The sequence below is a fragment of the Arthrobacter pigmenti genome (genome assembly GCF_011927905.1).
GTDB lineage: Bacteria > Actinomycetota > Actinomycetes > Actinomycetales > Micrococcaceae > Arthrobacter_D > Arthrobacter_D pigmenti.
Map to the genome: position 1 here is coordinate 2,528,088 of NZ_JAATJL010000001.1, position 20,451 is coordinate 2,548,538.

17 protein-coding genes are annotated in these 20,451 nt (G+C 64.4%); 12 read left to right on the plus strand and 5 right to left on the minus strand.

The window, feature by feature from the left end; genetic code table 11:
* Nucleotides 1–26 precede the first annotated feature (26 nt).
* Nucleotides 27–1,550 carry an acetaldehyde dehydrogenase ExaC gene (gene exaC, locus BJ994_RS11790; RefSeq protein ID WP_167994343.1) on the minus strand — a complete coding sequence of 508 codons (1,524 nt, stop codon included), beginning with the start codon at nt 1,548–1,550 and terminating at the stop codon, nt 27–29.
* A gap of 87 nt (nt 1,551–1,637) precedes the next feature.
* Entirely contained in the window at nt 1,638–2,939 is a 1,302-nt protein-coding gene (locus BJ994_RS11795; protein ID WP_167994344.1) for a GAF domain-containing protein, read from the minus strand.
* Between the two features lie 363 nt (nt 2,940–3,302).
* On the opposite strand from BJ994_RS11795, the gene BJ994_RS11800 reads away from it, so the two are divergent.
* The 3 genes from BJ994_RS11800 (at nt 3,303) to BJ994_RS11810 (ending at nt 6,336) form a co-directional block, all read left to right on the plus strand.
* A complete protein-coding gene (locus tag BJ994_RS11800) occupies nt 3,303–4,919 on the plus strand; it encodes an HNH endonuclease signature motif containing protein (protein ID WP_209066809.1) in 1,617 nt (538 codons plus the stop codon).
* Nucleotides 4,920–5,204: 285 nt separating this feature from the next.
* Nucleotides 5,205–5,669, plus strand: a complete 465-nt coding sequence (locus BJ994_RS11805) for a hypothetical protein (protein WP_167994348.1) — start codon at nt 5,205–5,207, stop codon at nt 5,667–5,669.
* A 97-nt stretch (nt 5,670–5,766) separates the two neighbouring features.
* Nucleotides 5,767–6,336, plus strand: a complete 570-nt coding sequence (locus tag BJ994_RS11810; protein ID WP_167994350.1) for a DapH/DapD/GlmU-related protein — start codon at nt 5,767–5,769, stop codon at nt 6,334–6,336.
* Nucleotides 6,337–6,477: 141 nt separating this feature from the next.
* Here the strand turns inward: BJ994_RS11810 and BJ994_RS11815 are convergent, their stop codons facing one another.
* Complete coding sequence (locus BJ994_RS11815) at nt 6,478–7,911, minus strand: FAD-dependent oxidoreductase (RefSeq protein WP_167994352.1); 1,434 nt, start codon at nt 7,909–7,911, stop codon at nt 6,478–6,480.
* A 115-nt stretch (nt 7,912–8,026) separates the two neighbouring features.
* Nucleotides 8,027–8,404: a CBU_0592 family membrane protein gene (locus BJ994_RS11820; protein ID WP_167994354.1), complete on the minus strand. Its 378-nt coding sequence runs from the start codon at nt 8,402–8,404 to the stop codon at nt 8,027–8,029.
* 131 nt (nt 8,405–8,535) lie between these two features.
* Between BJ994_RS11820 and BJ994_RS11825 the strand changes: the two genes are divergently transcribed.
* The 9 genes from BJ994_RS11825 (at nt 8,536) to BJ994_RS11865 (ending at nt 18,935) form a co-directional block, all read left to right on the plus strand.
* Entirely contained in the window at nt 8,536–9,441 is a 906-nt protein-coding gene (locus tag BJ994_RS11825) for a LysR family transcriptional regulator (protein WP_167994356.1), read from the plus strand.
* 88 nt (nt 9,442–9,529) lie between these two features.
* Nucleotides 9,530–11,098, plus strand: coding sequence for an ABC transporter substrate-binding protein (locus BJ994_RS11830; protein WP_167994358.1), 1,569 nt, complete (start codon nt 9,530–9,532; stop codon nt 11,096–11,098).
* Nucleotides 11,098–12,099: an ABC transporter permease gene (locus BJ994_RS11835; protein ID WP_167994360.1), complete on the plus strand. Its 1,002-nt coding sequence runs from the start codon at nt 11,098–11,100 to the stop codon at nt 12,097–12,099. Before BJ994_RS11830 ends, BJ994_RS11835 begins: the two co-directional genes overlap by 1 nt.
* Nucleotides 12,096–12,935 (plus strand): ABC transporter permease, encoded by an 840-nt coding sequence (locus BJ994_RS11840; protein ID WP_167994362.1) that lies wholly within the window; start codon nt 12,096–12,098, stop codon nt 12,933–12,935. Before BJ994_RS11835 ends, BJ994_RS11840 begins: the two co-directional genes overlap by 4 nt.
* An 8-nt stretch (nt 12,936–12,943) precedes the next feature.
* Nucleotides 12,944–14,686 (plus strand): dipeptide ABC transporter ATP-binding protein, encoded by a 1,743-nt coding sequence (locus BJ994_RS11845; protein ID WP_167995988.1) that lies wholly within the window; start codon nt 12,944–12,946, stop codon nt 14,684–14,686.
* The gene (locus tag BJ994_RS11850; protein WP_167994364.1) at nt 14,683–16,737 is read left to right on the plus strand and encodes a CocE/NonD family hydrolase; all 2,055 of its coding nucleotides are present in this window, start codon (nt 14,683–14,685) and stop codon (nt 16,735–16,737) included. The genes BJ994_RS11845 and BJ994_RS11850 overlap by 4 nt, the downstream gene beginning before the upstream one ends.
* Entirely contained in the window at nt 16,734–17,408 is a 675-nt protein-coding gene (locus BJ994_RS11855; protein ID WP_167994367.1) for a TetR/AcrR family transcriptional regulator, read from the plus strand. The genes BJ994_RS11850 and BJ994_RS11855 overlap by 4 nt, the downstream gene beginning before the upstream one ends.
* A 28-nt stretch (nt 17,409–17,436) precedes the next feature.
* Nucleotides 17,437–18,396, plus strand: coding sequence for an EamA family transporter RarD (gene rarD / locus BJ994_RS11860; protein ID WP_342450361.1), 960 nt, complete (start codon nt 17,437–17,439; stop codon nt 18,394–18,396).
* 110 nt (nt 18,397–18,506) lie between these two features.
* Nucleotides 18,507–18,935 (plus strand): universal stress protein, encoded by a 429-nt coding sequence (locus BJ994_RS11865; RefSeq protein WP_167994371.1) that lies wholly within the window; start codon nt 18,507–18,509, stop codon nt 18,933–18,935.
* Here BJ994_RS11865 and BJ994_RS11870 read toward each other — a convergent pair whose 3' ends face one another.
* Complete coding sequence (locus tag BJ994_RS11870; protein WP_167994373.1) at nt 18,936–20,444, minus strand: APC family permease; 1,509 nt, start codon at nt 20,442–20,444, stop codon at nt 18,936–18,938.
* Nucleotides 20,445–20,451 lie beyond the last annotated feature (7 nt).

Genomic DNA, 20,451 nt, shown 5'->3' on the forward strand with positions numbered 1-20,451 from the left:
TGAAAGGAAAGGTGGATGGGGCTGGCTTAGAAGAAGCCGAGTTTGTTCTCGTTGTAGCTGACCAACAGGTTTTTGGTCTGCTGGTAGTGGTCCAGCATCATCGTGTGGTTCTCGCGACCGATACCGGAGGACTTGTACCCGCCGAACGCCGCGCCGGCTGGGTAGGCGTGGTAGTTGTTCACCCACACGCGACCGGCCTGAATCTCGCGCCCTGCGCGGTACGCGACGTTCCCGTTGCGCGACCAGACCCCGGCTCCGAGTCCGTAGAGGGTGTCATTGGCGATCTCCATCGCTTCGGCATAGTCGTTGAACCGCGTGACCGACACAACCGGGCCGAAGATCTCCTCCTGGAACACGCGCATGGTGTTGGTGCCTTCGAAGATGGTGGGCTTGACGTAGTAGCCGCCGGCGAGGTCGCCGCCGAGCGACATCCGCTCGCCGCCGATCAGAACCTTTGCACCCTCCTGCTTGCCGATGTCCATGTAGGAAAGGATCTTCTCGAGCTGATCGTTGGACGCCTGTGCGCCGACCTGCGTCTCGGTGTCGAGCGGGTTGCCCTGCACCATCTTCTCTACGCGGGCGATCGCGTCGGACATGAACGAGTCGTACATCGAACCCTGAATCAGCGCCCGCGACGGACACGTGCACACTTCACCCTGATTGAACGCGAACAGCGCGAACCCTTCCAACGCCTTGTCATAGAAGGCGTCGTTCTTCTCCGCGACGTCCGAGAAGAAGATGTTCGGGCTCTTGCCGCCGAGTTCCAGAGTCACCGGAATCAGGTTCTGACTGGCGTACTGACTGATCAGCCGGCCAGTCGTCGTCTCCCCCGTGAACGCGATCTTTCGGATGCGCTTCGACGACGCGAGCGGCTTGCCGGCTTCGACACCGAAGCCATTGACCACGTTGAGCACGCCCGCGGGCAGGATGTCGCCGATAAGTTCCATCAGCACCAGAATGGACGCGGGCGTCTGTTCAGCGGGTTTAAGTACGACGGCGTTGCCCGCGGCGAGCGCGGGCGCCAGCTTCCACGTAGCCATCAGCAGCGGGAAGTTCCACGGGATGATCTGCCCGACCACGCCGAGCGGCTCGTGGAAATGGTAGGCGGTGGTGTCGTCGTCGAGCTGTGAGATCCCGCCTTCCTGGGCGCGGACCGCACTGGCGAAATAACGGAAGTGATCCGCAGCCAGCGGCAGGTCGGCAGCGAGCGTTTCGCGAACCGGCTTGCCGTTATCCCACGTCTCTGCGACGGCTAGCATCTCGAGGTTTTCTTCGATGCGGTCCGCGATGCGGTTCAGGATGGCGGCACGCTCGGCGACCGACGTCTTGCCCCAACCAGGTGCCGCCTTGTGCGCAGCGTCCAGTGCCAGGTCGATGTCCTCCGCGGTGCTTCGCGCGACCTCGCAGAAAACCTTCCCTGTGACCGGCGTGATGTTCTCAAAATACTGGCCCTTGATCGGTGCGGCCCATTCGCCGCCGATCCAGTTGTCATAGCGCTGCTTGAAAGTGACCTTCGAGCCTTCCTGGCCCGGCTGTGCGTAAACAGTCATGGTGAACTCCTAGGGATTCGAGAGGACGACATCGTCCATGTCCCGACCCTAGGAACGCCTGCGTTGCATCTACGTTGCAACGCGTGTTTACGCCGAGAGTTCGGCCTCCAGCCGCTCGATGTGGGCGACGACGACGGCGCGCCGCGGCGAGCGCGCCGGAAGGAGGCGAAGTGCGTCCCGCCACGCGCCGACGTCGTTCTCGGCTTCCGGCAGCTGGAGGAACTTCAACAGCGTGTCGGGCGAGCCGTCGGAGAGTACGGCTTCGCGGAGCACGGCGCTCACTTCCTGCCGAAGACGGACGATAGAGGGCGCCTCTGAACGCGGCAACACTTCACCGCGATAGATGTTCAACGCCAGACGATGCGCTCCGCGCTGAAGGTAGCTAATCACCTGGCTGGCGTCGACAACGAGCTCAGCCGGAAGCCGGTATGGCCGTGATTCCGGGACCAGCTGCGGCGTGTGGCGCGCGAGGAGGCGGCGGAGCCGGAGCATCTCAGCTCGCACGGTGGTCACCGAGACGTCTTCCGGATACGCCATCACGGCGAGTTCCTCCGCTGTCAGGCCATTGGGATGCAGCGCGAGGAGTGTGAGCAACTCAGCGTGCCGCGCGCTCAAACTGACGGACGATCCACCGGCATGCAGTTCGCCGGTATCCCGGCCCAGTATCTGCAGGCTGTCCCGATAGAGCGACCTCGATGCCTTCCGTGTCTTCGTTGTTCTGTTCTTGAGCCGGTGGACACTGAGCTGGGCCTCTGCGGCGGCAACCGTCGCCTGAACGAGGGAGAGCGTGTGCGGCGCCACGGCTTCCTCGTCACCTGTGATGTCGACGACGCCGAGCACCGTGCCCGAGTCAGGATCGTGCAGTGGGACTGCAGTGCAACTCCAGGGATGCACCCTTGAGCTGAAGTGCTCTGCGCCGGCGATCTGGATGCCCTGGCCGAGGGCCAAGGCGGTGCCCGGCGCGCTGGTGCCAACAGCGAGTTCGGACCAGTCCGCGCCTTCGACGAACATCATGCCCTCCGCCTTGCGCTTGAGTGCCAGGTCGCCGTCAACCCACAGCAGGCGTCCGTTTTCATCACCAACTGCAACGAGCAGCCCGCTGTCCTGGCTGGGCCGAACGAGCAGCTTTCGGATCACGGGCATGATCGTTGCGAGTGGGTGGCCCTGGCGGTACGACTCAAGGTCTGACTCGCCGAAAAAGAGCGGAGCGAGGATGAGCTCAGGGTTTGGCAGTTGCGCCAGCGACCGCAGCCAGGAGTCCTGAACGATCGAACGGACGTTGCCCTGCACGCTTTCGCCGTTCGCGAGCGACTCGTGAGCAGCATGAATGCGCCGCTGAATGGTCCTGGACGTGAGGGCACACTTGTCAGTTGGTTCGGCCTGAGCCATTGCCGCTCCCTTGGGTTGAAGCCCGAAGTGGGGTGCCTCACATTGTAGCGGCGGAATCTTCGTCGTCGCTCTGGGGGTCTGTACGTCGGCAGCGGTACGTTCGCGAAATGAGCGCGGACCGAAACTAGATCTCTCGACGCCGTTCCCTGTAGGCATAATTCCCGGCTGATCCGGGCCGCTGGTTTTGTCGGTGGCGGGTGATGGACTGAAGTCATGAACGGATCAACGACGGCGGAAGCCGGTTCCCCTGCCGGGGAGGCCGGGGGTACTACCTGTGCGTGCCCGAGGGGTGTCGCTTGTGATGGTCTGTTCTGCCTCGGTCGGGATTCCTTCATGAACGGTTACTCCACGGACGATTCCTCCGTGGACGATTCCTCCGTGGACGGGTCCGGTGTCAGCTCCTCGGCGGATGAGGATGCGCCCGAAGGTGTGGAAGCTGCCGGACCGGAGGCGCTGGTACGGCAGCTCATCGAGCAGCATCCACGGCTACAAGGGTTACCGGACGCTTTGGACCTGCTGAAAGCTGCTGACCGGCTCACGTCGTGGGTTGCCGCACAGCAGGCGGAACTGATCGCCCAGGTCCACCACCACGTAAACGGGCACGAAATGTTCCGGACCGGCCAGCAGCACCCAGGGACAGGTTTCACCTACACCGCCCAAGAGATCGCACCCCTGCTGCGGGTACCGGGCCGGACCGCGCAGCAGATCCTCAGCGAAGCGCTCACCCTGTGTAAGGACCTACCGGCCACCTGGGAAGCCCTCGAAGCCGGAACTCTCAGCCCCGTCCAAGCCCAGGTGATCGTGCAGGAATCCGGGACCATCCCAGCCGAAGCAATACCGGGGTACGAGGAGCAAATCCTGGACACCGCAGCCACGTTGACGCGCCCGAAACTGGCGCAGCGGTGCCGCCGGCTACGGGAGGAACTACACCCTGAGTCGATCATCGAACGCCGCAAACGGGCAGCCAAGGACCGCGACGTCACCATCCACTCAGAGCAGGACGGTATGGCCTGGCTCGGCGCGTACCTGCCCGCGGAACAAGCGCACGGGATCTTCAACCGGGTCAACACCGCCGCCCGAGCCCTGCAAAGCCCGGACGAACCACGCACCCTGAACCAACTCCGTGCGGACGTCTTCACCGACGTCCTCACCCACACCTGCACCGGGGACCCGAAGAACGGCACCGGCCACCGCGGTGTCGGTGCGAACGTGTTCCTCACCGTCCCCGTCATGACCCTCCTCGGACACCGGAAACAGGACTGGCAAAACGCCACCGGCAGCGGTGTCGGAGGATCGAGCACAACAACTGGCGACGCTGCCGGAAGCACGAGCAAGAAGGGCACGGCGGGCAATATGGACGCTCCGGCCGGTTCCGCTATGAACAGCAACGATCCCACCGGCGCGGGTGCAGGCGGTCCCGCCGGCGCTGGCACAGGCGGGACCGGCCACGACGGCCAGGATCCCCTCGACTCCGACGTGAACGGCTTCCACTTGAACGGTGCTGATCTGAATGGTGCTGATTCCGGTGCTGGTGTGCCGGATCTGGAGGGTTGCACGGATGGCCATCTGGACGGGTACGGTCCCATCGACCCGGAAACCGCCCGCAACCTCGCAGCCCACGCACCCAGCTTCACCAGAATCCTCGTCCACCCCGAAACCGGTGCAGTCCTCAGCGTCGGCAGGGACAGATACCGCCCACCCAAACACCTCCAGGACTGGGTGCGGATCACCCACCCCACCTGCATCCATCCCGGCTGCAACCGATCCTCCTGGACCTCAGAAATCGACCACACCATCCCCTGGGCCCACGGCGGCACCACCGAACTCAGCAACCTCGCGCCCCGATGCAAACTCCACCACACACTCAAAACCGACGGCATCTGGGCAGATTTCACAACAGACCCATCCGGTGCGGTACACAGCACCTCACTCGCCGGCAAAACCTACACCACGCTCCCCGAACCACCACCACCGTTCTAGGTTCGGCGGCACAGGAGGAACAGTGCACGGCTCTGCGGTTATCGAGGAGTGAGCGGTGATTGGGAACGAGAGGACATCGGTCATGAGTGCGCGCCTGCCCGCGGGCACAACGCAGCAGCCGCAGCCGACCGTGCAAGGCCAGCTCGTTACCTCACCAAAATGATGCGACTCGGGCTCTCGTCGGCAGAGAATCCGTCCGCCGAACACCTAGCCACCATCCCGGATGTGGTGCTCTCATAGAAGGACTAATCGACCCGCAACAAGGCGGTGAGCTAGATGTCGGGAATGACCGTTCCAAAGAGTGCCCTACGAGGCAGTGTGTTCCTTGTTGGCTGCTACACGGCCGCGCTGTGCTGGGCAGGGGCCGCGTGGATCCTGGTGGCCATCCCTGCCCTCACATTCTCAGCCGGTTGGATACTCATGCCGCCGGCCGCACTCACCCTCGTGCTCTGGGCCGTACGGTTTCAGGGCCGGGAACGGCCGCCCCGCCGAGAGCCCCGCCACGTCCACGCCCGACGACGGCACGTGGCTGGCGCCGTCGTCGAGTCCGCTCCCCCAGGGCCGCGATCGATGCTGTCCCGCTTCCTTCTCGTGCTTTCCGCTTACACGGCTGCGCTGACGTGGGCGCTGATCTTCCTGCTTGCGGGGAATGATGCTTGGGCGCTCCAACCCACATTTCTTGTGGTGCCACTTCTCGCCACGCTCCTGGCGATTTTCGCGTGGGCTTATCGGGGATCACCCCAAACCTGACCCGGCCCCCTTTGATCACTACCGATAGGTTGGAGGTGAACGACGACGGCGGGCCGGCCCCACGGACAGCTTGCCCACACTCATCAGAGAGGTATTAATGGAGCTTCACAACCTCCTTGAGGCATTGAACGCCGGCCAAACCATTCCGGGCAGTTCGCCCTTGCATGCAGTCATGCACCGGGTAAGCCAGGACGCACTTCGCATTACCTCGGAGCTCAACGGCAGGTATCAGGAACCGGAGCGGGTGCGCGAGCTGTTGGGCCAGCTGACCGGAAAGTCCGTGGACGACTCCGTGACGGTCTTCCCGCCCTTCTACTCGGACTTCGGAAAGAACATCACGTTCGGAAAGCGCATCTTCATCAATTCAGGCTGCAAGTTTCAGGACCAGGGTGGCGTGGTCATCGGAGACGACTGCCTGATCGGGCACAACACCGTTCTGGCCACGCTCAATCACGATCTCGACCCGAGCCGCCGTGCAGATATGCATCCAGCGCCTATCGTCCTCGGTCGCAATGTCTGGATTGGATCGAACGTCACCGTTCTACCCGGTGTGACGATAGGTGATGACGCCGTAGTGGCGGCTGCATCCGTGGTAACGAAGGACGTACCGGCCGGCACCATTGTTGTCGGCTCGCCGGCGCGGGTGGTGCGCTCTGTCCACGACTAAGCCGCACCGATTTCAACCACTGAAACGGCAGCGACGGCTGCGCAGAAGCAGCGGAGTCGTTGACTTCCCGCAAGCGCCGCGGCATCGACACACCGTCACATGCGCCTTGGCAACGGTTTCGGTGCCAAGACCACGCAAACCCTACTCGCCGCGGGAGATCGAGATCATCTCTTCGCGGGGCACCAGCTTCACGCGTTCACGGACGAGCTCGGGCAGCGTGCCGTCGTCGTGCGCGTAATTCGCGCCCAACTTGAGCTCATGGTCGTCGAGCCGAAGCCAGCCTTCCCAGGTGGTGTAACGGACGCCGCGCTCCTCGAGGAGGTTGATAATGGCATCCTCGGACGGGTGCTCCGCCGCCGGAAGGTTCAGACGGTCCTCAAGGAGGAAGCCGATGGTTTCAAGTGCATCACCCTTGGTGTGGCCAATGAGGCCAACCGGCCCGCGCTTGATCCAACCCGTGCAGTAGATCCCGGGAACCGGATTGCCGGACTCGTCGATGACGCGGCCTCCCTCGTTCGGGATGACGCCGTGCCGATCGTCGTAGCCTACCTCGGGAAGCTCGGAGCCGAAGTAGCCGATCGCCCGGTACACCGCCTGAACCGGATAGTCGACATACTCGCCACTGCCCTCAACAGAACCGGTGCCGTTCAACTGGGTGCGCTCAAAACGAATGTTCGCCACCTTGCCCGGAGTTTCCGGTGAATCGGTAATCTCGACCGGGCTGTGCAGGAAGTGCAGGTGAAGACGGCGGGAAGCGACCCTTGAATCGGGGCCGTCATCCTCAACCAGCCAGTTGGTCAGGGTCTTGACCATGGTCTTGGTCTGGTTATTGGTGGCGATCTGTTGCTCGGACGCCTCGTCGAAGTCGAAGTCCTCGGGGTAAAGCACAATGTCAACGTCGCGGGAGTGGGAGAGTTCACGCAGCTCCAGCGGCGTGAACTTCACCTGGGCCGGACCGCGGCGGCCGAAGACGTGCACGTCAGTGACGGGCGACCTCTTCAATGCCGCATAGACGTTCGCGGGAATCTCGGTCACCAGCAGGTCGTCAGCATGCTTGGACAGCACGCGCGCGATATCCAGGGCGACGTTGCCGTTACCGATGACGGCGATCTCCTTGGCGTCCAACGGCCAGTCGCGGTCCACGTCCGGATGCCCGTCGTACCAGGACACGAAGTCCGCTCCCCCGAACGAGCCCTCAAGGTCAACGCCCGGAACATTCAACTCGGCATCCTTCACCGCGCCGGTCGCGAAGATGACGGCGTCGTAGAAGGTGCGGAAGTCGGAGAGGGTGAGGTCCCGCCCGTAGTTGACGTTGCCCAGGAATCGTATGTCGCCGCGATCCAGCACCTTGTGGAGGGCGTTGACGATCCCCTTGATACGGGGATGATCAGGGGCAACGCCGTACCGGATGAGGCCGTAAGGCGCAGGGTACTGGTCGAACAGGTCGATGGAGACCTCGAAGTCTCCACCCTTCACTTCCTGCGACTTGGTCAGGATGTCTGCGGCATAGACACCGGCCGGGCCGGCACCGATGATGGCAACCCGAAGTGGTCGGGCCGACGTCGTGCTGGACACTGATGCGCCTTCTTCCTGGATGGACAACCGCACGCGTATTAGCGCACAGTTTCCTATTCTAAATGTCGCAGCGTGCGGCGTCGAAAGCAGTGGCGCAGGTCTCACGGCCTGCTGGCTATACTCCGGTCAGCGTCCGGTGCTGCACGGACGACGACGGCAGCAGAGTGAGCGGCAGCGTGGGCGGAGTGACGGTGGAATCGTCGAAGCGCAGCCACTCGACCGGGACTGGCTCAGGTGCTGCTTTCTTCTTGGTGCGCAACATCATGATCAGCGCGTGCAGTCCAATGAACGCCCACAACGCATTCACGGCAGCTGATGGCCAGGCCTGACTGAAATACGCGCTACAGAACAGGAACGCCGAGCCCGTGATGTTCAGTGCCTGGAACAGGCGCGACGTCGCCGCAAGCCTGCCCGCCGTCAACAAGCCGTACCCGGTGATGGTGCACAATGCGCCGGTCCAACCCAGCACTGAAAGAAGAAAAAAGGTGTCCACGGACAGCTTGCTCCGATGGGAAAGAGCCGCCAAGGACGGCTCGTGATTCGATCTGACAGATAGATCATGCGTCGCCCGAAAGGTTAAGCACAACTCGCCATTTATAAACTCCCCATTTAGAGTTACTAAACATGCCAACCGACGCCCGTCGCCTTGAGTTTCTCCTTGCCGTTGCACGCCAGGGAGGCATCCTCGCCGCCGCCGAATCCCTCCATGTGACTCCCTCCGCCGTGTCACAACAGATCAGCAAACTCGAAAGCGAAGAGAGGGTGCGGTTGCTGGACCGGGGGCCGCGGGGCGTCACGCTCACACGGGCGGGCCGCGTGCTGGCCGAAGCCGCCGAAAACATCGAACGGGAACTCATCGAAGCGCGCCGCCGCGTCATGGAGATTGAGGGCGAGGTCTCCGGCACCGTGGTGATCGGCGCCTTCCAGACCGTCATCACCGGCATCCTCGCACCGATGCTGGCCGCGTTTCAGCGTGACCTGCCGGGGGTCGACGTCGTTATCTCCGAAACTCCCTCGTCAAAGCTGCCGGGCGTGCTTCGCTCGGGTGATGCCGACGTCGTTATTCTTGAGCGCGATCTCGACACCGACCATCCAGCCCCGCGGTATACCCGCGAAGTGCCGCTGCTGGACGAGCCCTGGCGGCTGATAGTCCCCAGGGATGCTCTCTCCGACCAGACCGTACCGGACCTGGACCGCCTGTCCTGGCTCGGCATCGACCCCGACGGAGCCTCGGCGCAGGCATTCGCGCGGGTGTCGGCCAACCTGAAGCTCACGCCACGAACCGCCCACAGCTACTCGGACTTCTCGTCCGCCCTGTCCCTCGTTGCTGCCGGACAGGGAGTTGCGCTGTTGCCCGCACTGGCCCTCGAGCGTGACCTGCCGGACGGAATCGAGATCATCGACCGGCCGGGATTGGGCAGCCGCCGCCTGGTGCTCCGCCACCGGCAGAGCAAGCGCGAACCTTCGAACGCAGCGCTCGCCGTCATCGAAGCGATCGTGCACCAAGCGGGTCAACTTTCCCTGGCGTGAAGGCTTGCATAGGCGCCGTCATGCACTAGCCAGGTGACGTGCACTACGCGTATCGTTCATGTGAACGATTAGTTAGGAGCTATCAGTGATGACTCCACCATCGCTTTCCCGCAGAAGCCTCCTGTCTGCCGGGTTGACCATTGGAGCCGGTGCTCTCGCGGCAGGCATCACCGGCTGTGGACCCTCGCAGCCGGTCACCGAAATCCCACTGGGAGCGGCAACCGGAGTACCAGCGCCGGGCAAACGGCTAAGGGTGGCACGGCCCGCAGCTTCGGCAGCCGAAACGCTGGATTCTGCGAGCTCGCTCTCGGCCTACGAATACCTGGGAGCCCTCTATAACCGCCTGGTCAAGCTCGACCGGCAGGGCCAAACCGTGCCGGACCTGGCTGAGGAATGGAGTTCGACGCCGGATGGCCGGGTTTGGACCTTCAAACTCCGCGAGAACGTGAAATTCCATAACGGTCAGACCCTGGTCGCCGCGGATGCTGCCTACTCCATCGCCCGAATCCTCGATCCGGAGGTGGCCTCCCCGCAGGCAGGAGTGCTTGCCCCGATCCTCGAACCCGCAGGCATCAGGGCAGTCGATCCCCTGACCCTCGTCTTCGATCTGCTCTCACCCAATGCTGAGTTCCCGTCCCTCCTGACGGCGTACCAGTGCTACATCGTCCCTGAGGGCATGGCTCCCACGCCCGGCTTCGCCGTCGGGACCGGACCCTTCCGGCTCTCTTCCTTCACTCCCGCAGGGAGGGGAAGCGTGGAAGCATTTCCGGATCACTTCGCCGGCCCACCCGCTCTGGAAGGCATCGACTTCTACTCCGTCCAGGACACCAGCGCCAGAGTCAACGCACTCCTGGCCGGTCAGATCGATTTCATCAGCCAGACCAACCTGGACTTCGCCACCGCGCGGGTGGTGGCGTCGTCGTCGAACACCACGGTGGCGCGGTCAGAGAACGCCCAGTGGTACACGATCCCGATGCTGGCCACCTCGCCGGAGTTCTCCGATCCGCTGGTGCGCCAGGCGATGAAGCTCGCCTACAACCCACAGGACATCGTGGCGACCGCTCTGCAAGGCAACGGCACGCCCGGCTGGGACAACCCGGTAACGCCGTCGGACGCAGCCTTCCTGGACTTCCAGCGCGAGTATGACCCGGAGAAGGCTCGGGCGCTCCTGCAGCAGGCGGGAAAGGAAGGCTTCACCACCGAGATCTTCACCTCGGCCTATGACCCGGTGTTCACGCCCATGGCCGTGGCCTATGCGGACGCCGTCAAAGCAGCCGGAATCAATCTCCGCGTGACCAGCGCGTCGGCCGATTCCTACTACACGGAGATCTGGATCCAGGAACCGCTGTGCGTCAGCTACTGGTTCACCGGACGGCCCATCGACCAATTGCTGAACCAGATCTTCCGGTCCGGCTCCTCCTACAACGAAGCGGCCTGGTCCAATGAGCAGTTCGACGGACTGCTCATGGCAGCCCGCCGCGAAATGAACGACGAGCGGCGCCGCTCGATCTACCAGGACGCGCAGCGCGTGATTATCGACGACGGCGCCGACATGACCCCGATGTTCGGGGACCGTCTGGTTGGCCTTGCCCGGAACGTCGTGAATTACGACGAGTACGGCTTCGAATTCGACTACATCAATATAGGGCTGACGTGATGCTGACCCTCATACTCCGCCGTCTAGGTACCTCAATCCTGACCATCCTGCTGGCGTCCTTCTTCGTCTTCTTCGCCGTGCAGGCACTCCCCGGCGACGTGGCGCAGCAGATCCTCGGCCAGAACGCCACCCCGGAAGCACTCGCCCAGACCCGCGAACGGCTGGGTCTCGATACCCCCGTGTGGATCCGTTACTGGGAATGGCTGCTGGGTGCCGTCCAGGGCGACTTCGGTGTCTCGCTCGTCTCGGGCGAACCCGTTGGCCCCACGCTGCTGCTTCACTTCCGCAACACCCTGCTGATCGCCATCCCGGCCGTGCTGATCTCCGTGACACTGTCGCTGCTGCTCGGCGTGGTGGCGGGCCTGATGCGCGACAAGTGGGCAGACCACAGCATCTCTGTCCTCTCCCTCATCGCAATGAGCATCCCCGAATTCATGGTGGCAGCACTTCTGGTGCTGGCCTTCGCGATAGGCATTCCGGTCTTCCCCGCCGTGGCCCTCGACGGACCATCGGCCTCGATTCCGGACCTGATCCCCAATATCTGGCTGCCCGTGGTGGTGCTCTCGCTTGCCATGGCCGCCTACATCATCCGGATGACCCGCACATCGACGATCGACGTAATGGCTTCTGAATTTGTCACGACGGCGAAGCTCAAGGGCCTCAGCCGAAAGCGCATCGTGTTCCGGCATGCACTCCCCACTGCGCTCCTGCCCACGCTCAACGTTGTGGCGATCGACATCGCATGGCTCCTTGGCGGCGTGGTTGTGGTGGAGAACGTGTTCAACTACCCAGGCATGGGCGCGCTCATGCTCGACGCCGTATTCAACCGTGATCTGCCCACCATCCAGGCGATTGCAGTCCTGTCCGCACTCATCTACGTGATCTGCAACCTGGCGGCAGATCTCGCCGCGATGGCCCTTGACCCTCGACAGCGGGGCCGTGGACAAAGGGCACGGAAGAAGCCCGCGGAAGACGCACCAACGCAGGGGGCGCCGGCATGAAAACACTTCTCCGCATCTCCAGCCCCATGGCGATCATCGGCCTGGCGCTGATCGGCATCAACGTGCTGCTGGCCCTGCTGGCACCGTGGATCTCGCCCTATGATCCGGTGGCCAGCGACTCCGCCGCCGCATTGCAGGGACCCACCTGGCAGCACTGGCTGGGCACCGATCTCTTCGGCCGCGACGTGCTGTCACGGACGCTGAACGGCGGACGCTACGCCCTTGGCGTCACTTTCGTCGCCACTACCATCGCCGTCGCGCTCGGCGCGGTGATCGGCTCTCTGGTGGCCTACGCGAATAACTGGATTGACGACGTCGTCATGCGAGTGGTCGACGCCATCCTCTCGGTGCCCACCATCCTTGCCCTGCTCGTGGTGGTCACGGTCTTCGGTGCGGGAGCGCCGGTGATCGTGCTCGCCGTCGTCGTCGTGTACACACCGGCGGTGATCCGGGTGGTGCGTGGTGCCGCGCGCTCCGTCACCACGCTGGACTATGTCACGGCTGCCCGGGCGCGCGGCGAGCGGGCCCTCCCTATAGTGACCCGCGAGGTGCTGCCCAACGTGCTCGATGTCGTACTGGTCGAGTACGCCATGCGCGCCAGCTGGGTGGTCCTGCTGATCTCCTCGCTGTCCTTCCTCGGCTTCGGAGCCAATCCCCCGGCGCCCGACTGGGGCCTGATGGTCGCCGAGAACCGTACAGCGCTCACCGTTGTGCCGCTGGCGACAGTCGCCCCGGTCTTCGCGCTCGCCAGTTTTGTGATCGGCCTTCACCTCACGGCGGACGGGCTGGGCAAGGCCTTCGGAATCGACCGTGCGATGACGGGAGCAGCACAGTGAACAATTCGGTGACAGACTCAAATCCGACGCGTCCAGCCAACGACGACGGCGCGCTCGTCCAGGTCTCCGGCCTCCGGATTTCGTACGAGGCAGGCCGCGACCTGGTACCCGTGGTGCAGGACGTCGAGTTCAGTATCGCTGCCGGCGAATCCTTCGGGCTGGTCGGGGAATCCGGCAGCGGAAAGTCCACCGTTGCACGCACGCTGCTGGCCGAGCTCCGAACAGGATCGAAGATTCTGGGCGGAGAGGTCCGCGTCGATGGGCAAAACGTCTTCGACCTGGACGGCCAGGCACTCCGGCAGCTGCGCGGGGGGACGGTTGCGCTGGTTGCGCAGAACGCCGGCCAGTCGCTCACACCGTCCATGCAGGTCGGCAAGCAGGTCCGGGAAGCACTTGAGAGCCACGGGATATCGGGCGGACGACGGCGGGTACTGGAGCTTCTGGACCAGGTTCGCCTTCCGCGCGTGGCTGAGTTGGCGAGGCGCTACCCGCACCAGCTCTCCGGCGGCCAGCAGCAGCGTGTGTCCATCGCCATGGCCATCGCTGCACGGCCGAAGGTGCTGGTACTGGATGAACCCACCACTGCGCTCGATGTGGTTACCCAGGCCGCCGTGCTGCGCCTGATCGAGGACCTGCGCAGCGAGCTGAACGTCGCCGCGCTGATCGTGAGCCATGACCTTGGCGTGGTCTCCGGGATGGCCGACCGCGTCGCAGTGATGCGGGACGGACGCATCCTGGAGAACCAGGCCACCGCCGGCCTGTTTGCCCGTCCGGAGCAGGAGTACACCAGGGAGCTGCTGGACAGCGTTCCCCGGATCGGTGCCTCTGCCGCGATCACGCGGACGGTTCAGGATGAGCCGCTGGTCGAGGCGCGGGACCTCACCATTTCCTATCACGCAGGCGCAGCACCCGCCGTCGACGGCGTGGACCTGACCATCCGCCGCGGTGAGACGCTCGCCGTCGTCGGCGAATCGGGCAGCGGGAAGTCCACTATGGCGTGGTCGCTGGCGGGCCTGACCCCCGCAAGCGGCGGCACCATGCGCCTGCGTGATGAGCGGGTAGGCCAGGACGGCGACCTCACTCAGCCGGTTGCCCGGCGCAGCACGGACCTCCGCCGCCTGGTGCAGCTCATCTTCCAGAACGCCGATACGTCCCTGAACCCCCGACAGACCGTGGCATCAGCCATCCGCCGGCCGCTGCGTCTGTTCGGCACGGTGCCCCGGAAGGACGAGCGGCGGAGGGTTGAGGAACTCCTCACCGAAGTGGGTCTTCCCGCCAGCTTCGCATCCAGGCTCCCCGCGCAGCTTTCCGGAGGGCAGCGGCAGCGCGTGGGCATCGCGCGGGCGCTCGCCGCGGAGCCGGGCCTGATCATCGCGGACGAAATCACCACCGCCCTGGACGTTTCAGTCCAGGCGGCGATTCTGGAGCTGCTCGCCGAGCTGCAGAAACACCGCGGCCTAACCACACTGTTCATCAGCCATGACCTGGCGGTGGTCAAGGACGTGGCGGATCGCGTGGTGGTCATGAAGAACGGGCGCATCGTCGAGGAAGGTCCGGTGGATAGCATCTTCAGCGGACCCAATCACCCGTACACGGAATCGCTCGTTGATGCCGTACTGGAGCCGGGCGAGCTCGACCTGCCGGAACCGGGTCCCAGCGAGGACTCCTGGGAGGACCACCCCGACGGCGGATGGGACGAGCCCTCACCCGGACACCGAATCCGCAGATGGAAGGACAAAGCAACAGTATGAAGTACGTGGACCCGCTTCCCGAGTCCATCACCGTGGAGGATACGTGGATCCCCCTGTCCGACGGCGTGCGCCTGCACGCGCGGATCTGGATGCCTGAGAACGCGCGCGAACAGCCCGTTCCCGGCCTGCTGGAATACCTCCCCTACCGCCTGGATGACTGGACGTCTCCCCGCGACAGCGAGCGGCATCCCTACTACGCCGGGCACGGCTACGCCTCGGTCCGGGTCGACATCCGCGGCACCGGTAGTTCCGGAGGAACGTTCGACGACGAATACTCAGCTCAGGAGCAGACCGACGGTCTGGCAGTCATCGAGTGGATCGCCCGGCAACCGTGGTGCACCGGTTCCCTCGGGATGTTCGGGATTTCCTGGGGCGGTTTCAATTCGCTTCAGCTCGCCGCCCATGCGCCTGAGGCGCTCAAGGCGATTGTCACCGTGTGCTCCACTGACGACCGCTACGACAACGACGTCCACTACATGGGAGGGGCCCTACTGGGCATCGACATGGCGGCCTGGGCCGGAACCATGTTTGCGTTCAACGCCCGCCCCCCGCGGCCGGAAGTGGTCGGGGAAGCGTGGGTAGACCAGTGGCGCGCGCGTCTTGAGCAGCACCGGCCGCTTGCCCCGATCTGGCTCGCCCATCAGGAACGGGACGACTACTGGCGGCACGGCAGCGTCTGCGAAGACTACTACTCCATCAAGGCGGCGGTACTCGCTGTGGGCGGCTGGCATGACCCCTACCGGGATGCTGTGCTGCGCCTTGTTGCCAACCTCGATGCCCCGGCGCGCGGCATCATCGGCCCCTGGTCCCACCAGTACCCTGACCGGGAGTTTGCACCCGGCCCCGGCATCGGCTTCCTGCAGGAATCGCTGCGCTGGTGGGACCGTTGGCTGAAAGACGAGGACAACGGTGCAGACCGTGAGCCACAGCTCCGGGCCTATCTCATGGAAGCCGAGCCTCCGGCTACGTACTATCCCGTCCGCGAAGGCAAGTGGACCGCACTTGGCGAGTGGCCGTCGTCGTCCATTGAATCCCGGACCTTCCGGTTCGAGGACGCGCAGGGTTCGGCGCCGGGCGGTGCGGCGGTCGTGAAGTCGCCTCAGCACACCGGGATCGACGCCGGACGGTTCTTCCCCTTCGGCAATGCCACCGATCTGCCGCCGGACCAGCGGGCAGAGGACGGGCGGTCGGTGTGTCTTGACTTCGCACTTCGGGAGCGGCTGGAAGTCCTGGGCAACCCTCGGGTCCGGTTGCGGCTGGCGTGCGACAGGCCCCAAGCGAATGTCATCGTCAGGCTGTGCGACGTCGCCCCGGACGGGGCTTCCACGCTGGTGACACGCGGCGTGCTCAACCTCAACAAACGCAACGGACGTGACCGGCGCGATGAGATGCCGGTGAACGAATCCGTTGACGTGGAAATTGACCTCGTTTCCATCGGATATGCACTGCCGGCCAGACACACGCTCCGTGTGGCGATCTCCTCAAGTTACTGGCCGTGGATCTGGCCGCACGCGGAAGAGGCGGAACTGCGGGTGGATCTGGCGGCCAGTTCCGTTGAGGTTCCCGTGCTGGCGGAGGCCGGAGATGCGCCCGCAGTGAGCTTCAGCGAGCCGGAGCAAAGCCGGCCAATCGCCGTCGTGCCCGTTCCGCCGACGGAAAAGCAGCAGGATGTGAACGCGAAGTTTGTGGCGCCGGCGCAGCGGAGTGTGCGGCACGACGTTCAGACCGGCGAATGGGTGCTGGACGTGGACCCGGGCTACGGCGGATCCCGCCGCTACCCGGACGGGCTCGATTTCTCCGAGCACAGCAGGGAGACCTACCGTATCCGTCAGGGGCAACCGCTCAGCGCGGAAGCCACCTCGGCGTGGGCGATCACTCTCGCGAACGACGGATGGCGGGCGCACCTGGAGACGACGTCCACGGTGCGGGCGTCGGATACCCACTTTATTGTGACGAATCACCTGCAGGCGTACGCGACGACGGCGGACACCAGGGAGGAACTTGTGGCGGAGCGGACCTGGCATGACGAAATTCCGAGGACGTCCGCATGACCAGGCAGAGGCAGCCGCCGCTGGTGCGCCGCGGGCTCATCGTGGAGGCGGCGCGTCAGGTCATCATCCGCGACGGGCTGCACCGCACGAAACTGCGCGATATTGCTGCCCAGGCTGAAGTATCTGTAGGTACGGTGACCTACCACTTCAAGAGCGTTGACGAGATTTTGAGTGAAGTCGCCGAACGCGAAACAGAGCGCTTCTACACGCCGCTCCTCGAAAAGGCGCGCAACGAGCCAGACCCCGTGCGCGCACTCACTCTGCTGATCGACCCGCTGTTCGACGGAAGTGAATCGACGGCGGGCCATTGGCGTTTGTGGACCGATTACTGGACGGCGAGCGCCCGCCGACCGGGGATGGCCGAGAATGACTATGGGCGGCTGCGGGTGTGGCAAGCATGCTTTCAGGAGACGGTCGAGCGCGGCATCCGGGAAGGAGTCTTCAGTTCTTTGGCGTCTCCCTCCGCCGTGGCGTTGAAGGTTGCTGCCTACTCTGACGGAATCGCGACGCAGATGGGCATGAACGCCGACGGATTGGACCATCTGGTGGCCCGGCAGTGGCTGCGGCAGTTGCTGACTGCCGAACTCGATGCCGTGTTCGACGACGCACCCTCCGGTGGCGCGCAGGTCATGGCGTCCGGCGGCGGATTGCCCAGGGCAGCCAAGGAATAAATACGGCGCTGTTTCGCCTTTCCCTGTTGTGACCAGACCGAGCAGCGCCCGTCAGCGACCTCCCCGCAGCGAAAACTCCCTGGGGATCCTCTTCGGCATCGGAGCATACGGGCTCTGGGGCCTGCTCCCCATCTACTTCCTCATCCTGCTGCCGGCCACCGCCGTCGAAATCGTGGCCAACCGCGTGCTCTGGTCACTACTTTTCTGCGCGCTGCTGCTGACCGTCCTGCGCGGCTGGACCACTGTGCGGACAGCGTTCCGCAACCCCAGGGTGCTCGGAACCCTCACCGTCGCTGCGCTCCTGATCGCCGTCAACTGGTTCGTCTACACCTACGGCGTGACCAACGGCCACGCCATTGAGGCCTCGCTCGGCTACTTCATCAACCCGATCGTTTCTGTGCTGCTCGGCGTCTTCGTACTCCGCGAGAGGTTGCGCCCGCTCCAGTGGGCGGCCGTCGGAATGGGGTTCGTGGCCGTCGTCGTACTGGCTGTCGGCTACGGGAACGTGCCGTGGATTGCGCTGGCACTCGCGTTCTCCTTCGGTTTCTACGGGTTCGTGAAGAAGCGGGTGGGCCCGAGTGTCGACGCCGTTTCCAGCCTGAGCATCGAAACCGCGGTTCTCACGCCGATCGCCGCCGCAGTCATGATCTGGCTGACGCTCTCCGGCGGCGCGACTCTGCTCACCGAAGGCACCGGCCACTTCTGGATCATGGCTGCCTCCGGCATCATCACGGCCGTACCGCTGATCTTCTTCGGCGCGGCAGCCCGCCGTCTTCCCCTCACCAGCATCGGGATGCTGCAGTACCTTGCACCAGTGCTCCAGTTCATCCTCGCGCTCACGGTGTTCGGCGAGGAGATGCCCATCGAGCGGTGGATCGGCTTCGGCCTGGTCTGGGTGGGGCTCGCCCTGCTCACCGTGGACATGATCCGTACCGTGCGTAAGAACGCGCGGCCGCGCCGGCCGGAACTGGCTGGGGCCGCGGCCTAACGCTTGTCCTCCGGAGCCTCTCGCCGCCGTCGTGGGTGTTGGGCGTATAGGCTCTTCAGTGGACTACCGTCCACCGCACCGCCAGCCGCCACACCAAGGAGAAGAGCAGCATGACCGGAACCGTGATCGTCGGAGTAGACGGCAGTGAGACCGCCTTCAAGGCAGCTTCCCGCGCAGCAGCTGTGGCTGCGGGGCTGGGAGTGGAACTCACCGTGGTGAGCGCCCATGCCAGGGACAACACCGAAGTTGTGGAGATCGGCAGCGAGACCTGGGTTCTCGATGACGCTGAACGGGCACTTGAGGTCGCTTCGAAAGTCGCGGACAAACTGCGAAAAGAGCACCCGGACCTGTCTATCCGCCCGCTCGCCGTTCGTGGAAAACCACAGTACGCCCTGATTGGGGAAGCCGAACGTTCGGGCGCAGGAGTGCTGGTGGTCGGCAACGTCGGCATGAAGGGCCTCGGCCGCGTCCTGGGCAGTGTCGCGAGCAGCGTTGCGCACAATGCTCCGTGTGATGTGCTGATCGTGAGAACAGCTTAGCTAGCTTGCCTTCCGTAGCGTCTCGCCGCGGAAGAACGCCGGGTTCACCCGGTACATCACCAGCATGAGCACTGCGCCGAGCAGGATCACACCCATACCGAGGACAAACACCAGGCCCACGCCGAACAGCGAGGACCCGGAACCGTACGCGGGATCCATCGAATCGGACGCTGTCTTGACGAACATCACCAGCAGGATGACGCCGCCGAGCAGCGGTGCCAGGAACTTGAACAGGAACGCCCGGGCGGAGGAGAACGCGACCGCACGGAAGTACCAGACGCAGGCCAGCGCCGTGATGCCGTAGTAGAAGCAGATCATCATGCCGAGCGCCGTGATCGTGTCGTACAGCGCATTCTCGGACAGCACCCGCGTGACCACGTAGAATCCGGCGGCCGCCACAGCTGCTGCAATGGTGGCGTAGGAGGGCGACTTGTAGCGTGGGCTGACCCGCGCGTACGACGCCGGCAGCGCACGATAGTGCCCCATGGACAGCAGGGTGCGGGCAGGCGAGACGAACGTCGATTGCAGCGAGGCCGCCGAACTGCTCAGCACCGTCAGTGACATCAGGATCGCGAACGGGCCCATCACCGGTCCGGCGAGCACGGCGAAGATGCTGCCCTGGTTATCCTCGTTGCCGGCGCCGAGTTCACCGTCGCCAACCCCGGCGTAGGCGAGCGTGGCGAGCGATACCGCGAGGTACAGCACCACGATCACCAGGACCGTTACCGTGGCAGCACGCCCCGGCGTCCGCTCAGGGTCCTTGGTCTCCTCGTTCATGGTCAGGGTGACGTCCCAGCCCCAGTACACGAAGATGGACAGCGAAACACCCGCGGCGAACGCTGAGAAGGACTCCACGGCGAACGGGTTGAACCAGTCGGGTGTGATCGCCGTGGCGTCGAACGCGGTTCCATTGGCAACGTGCACGAGCGCGGCGATCGCGAACCACGCCAGCACAATCACCTGGAACCCGACGAGCACGTACTGCACGGCCTTGGTGGTCTCCATCCCGCGGTAGGACACCCAGCAGGCCAGCGCAACGAACACCAGCGTGGTCGCAATGTTCAGGGGCAGGTTCAGCGTCAGATCGGCGAGCGCCGGGTTCCCGGTGAGCTGGGCGAGCATCAAATAGAAGAAGTCCACCGCGACGGCGGCCAGGTTCGACAGGACGATGATCGTCGCCGCGATCAGCCCCCAGCCACCCATCCAGCCCACCCACGGCCCGAAGGCGCGGGTGGACCAGGTGAAGGAGGTCCCGGCGTCAGGCATTGCGTTGTTCAGCTCCCGGTAGCCGAGGGCCACCAGCAGCATGGGGATGAAGCCGACGAGGAAGATCGCCGGCAGTTGCACGCCCACTTCCGCGACAGTGGGCCCGAGGGCTGCGGTCAGCGTGTAGGCCGGCGCGATGCAGGACACCCCGATCACCACCGCCCCGAACAGCCCTACGGTCCCTGGCTTGAGCCCCTTCAGGCTCAGCCCACCCGCGGTTTCCTTCTTCGATTCGATGCTCATGACATGA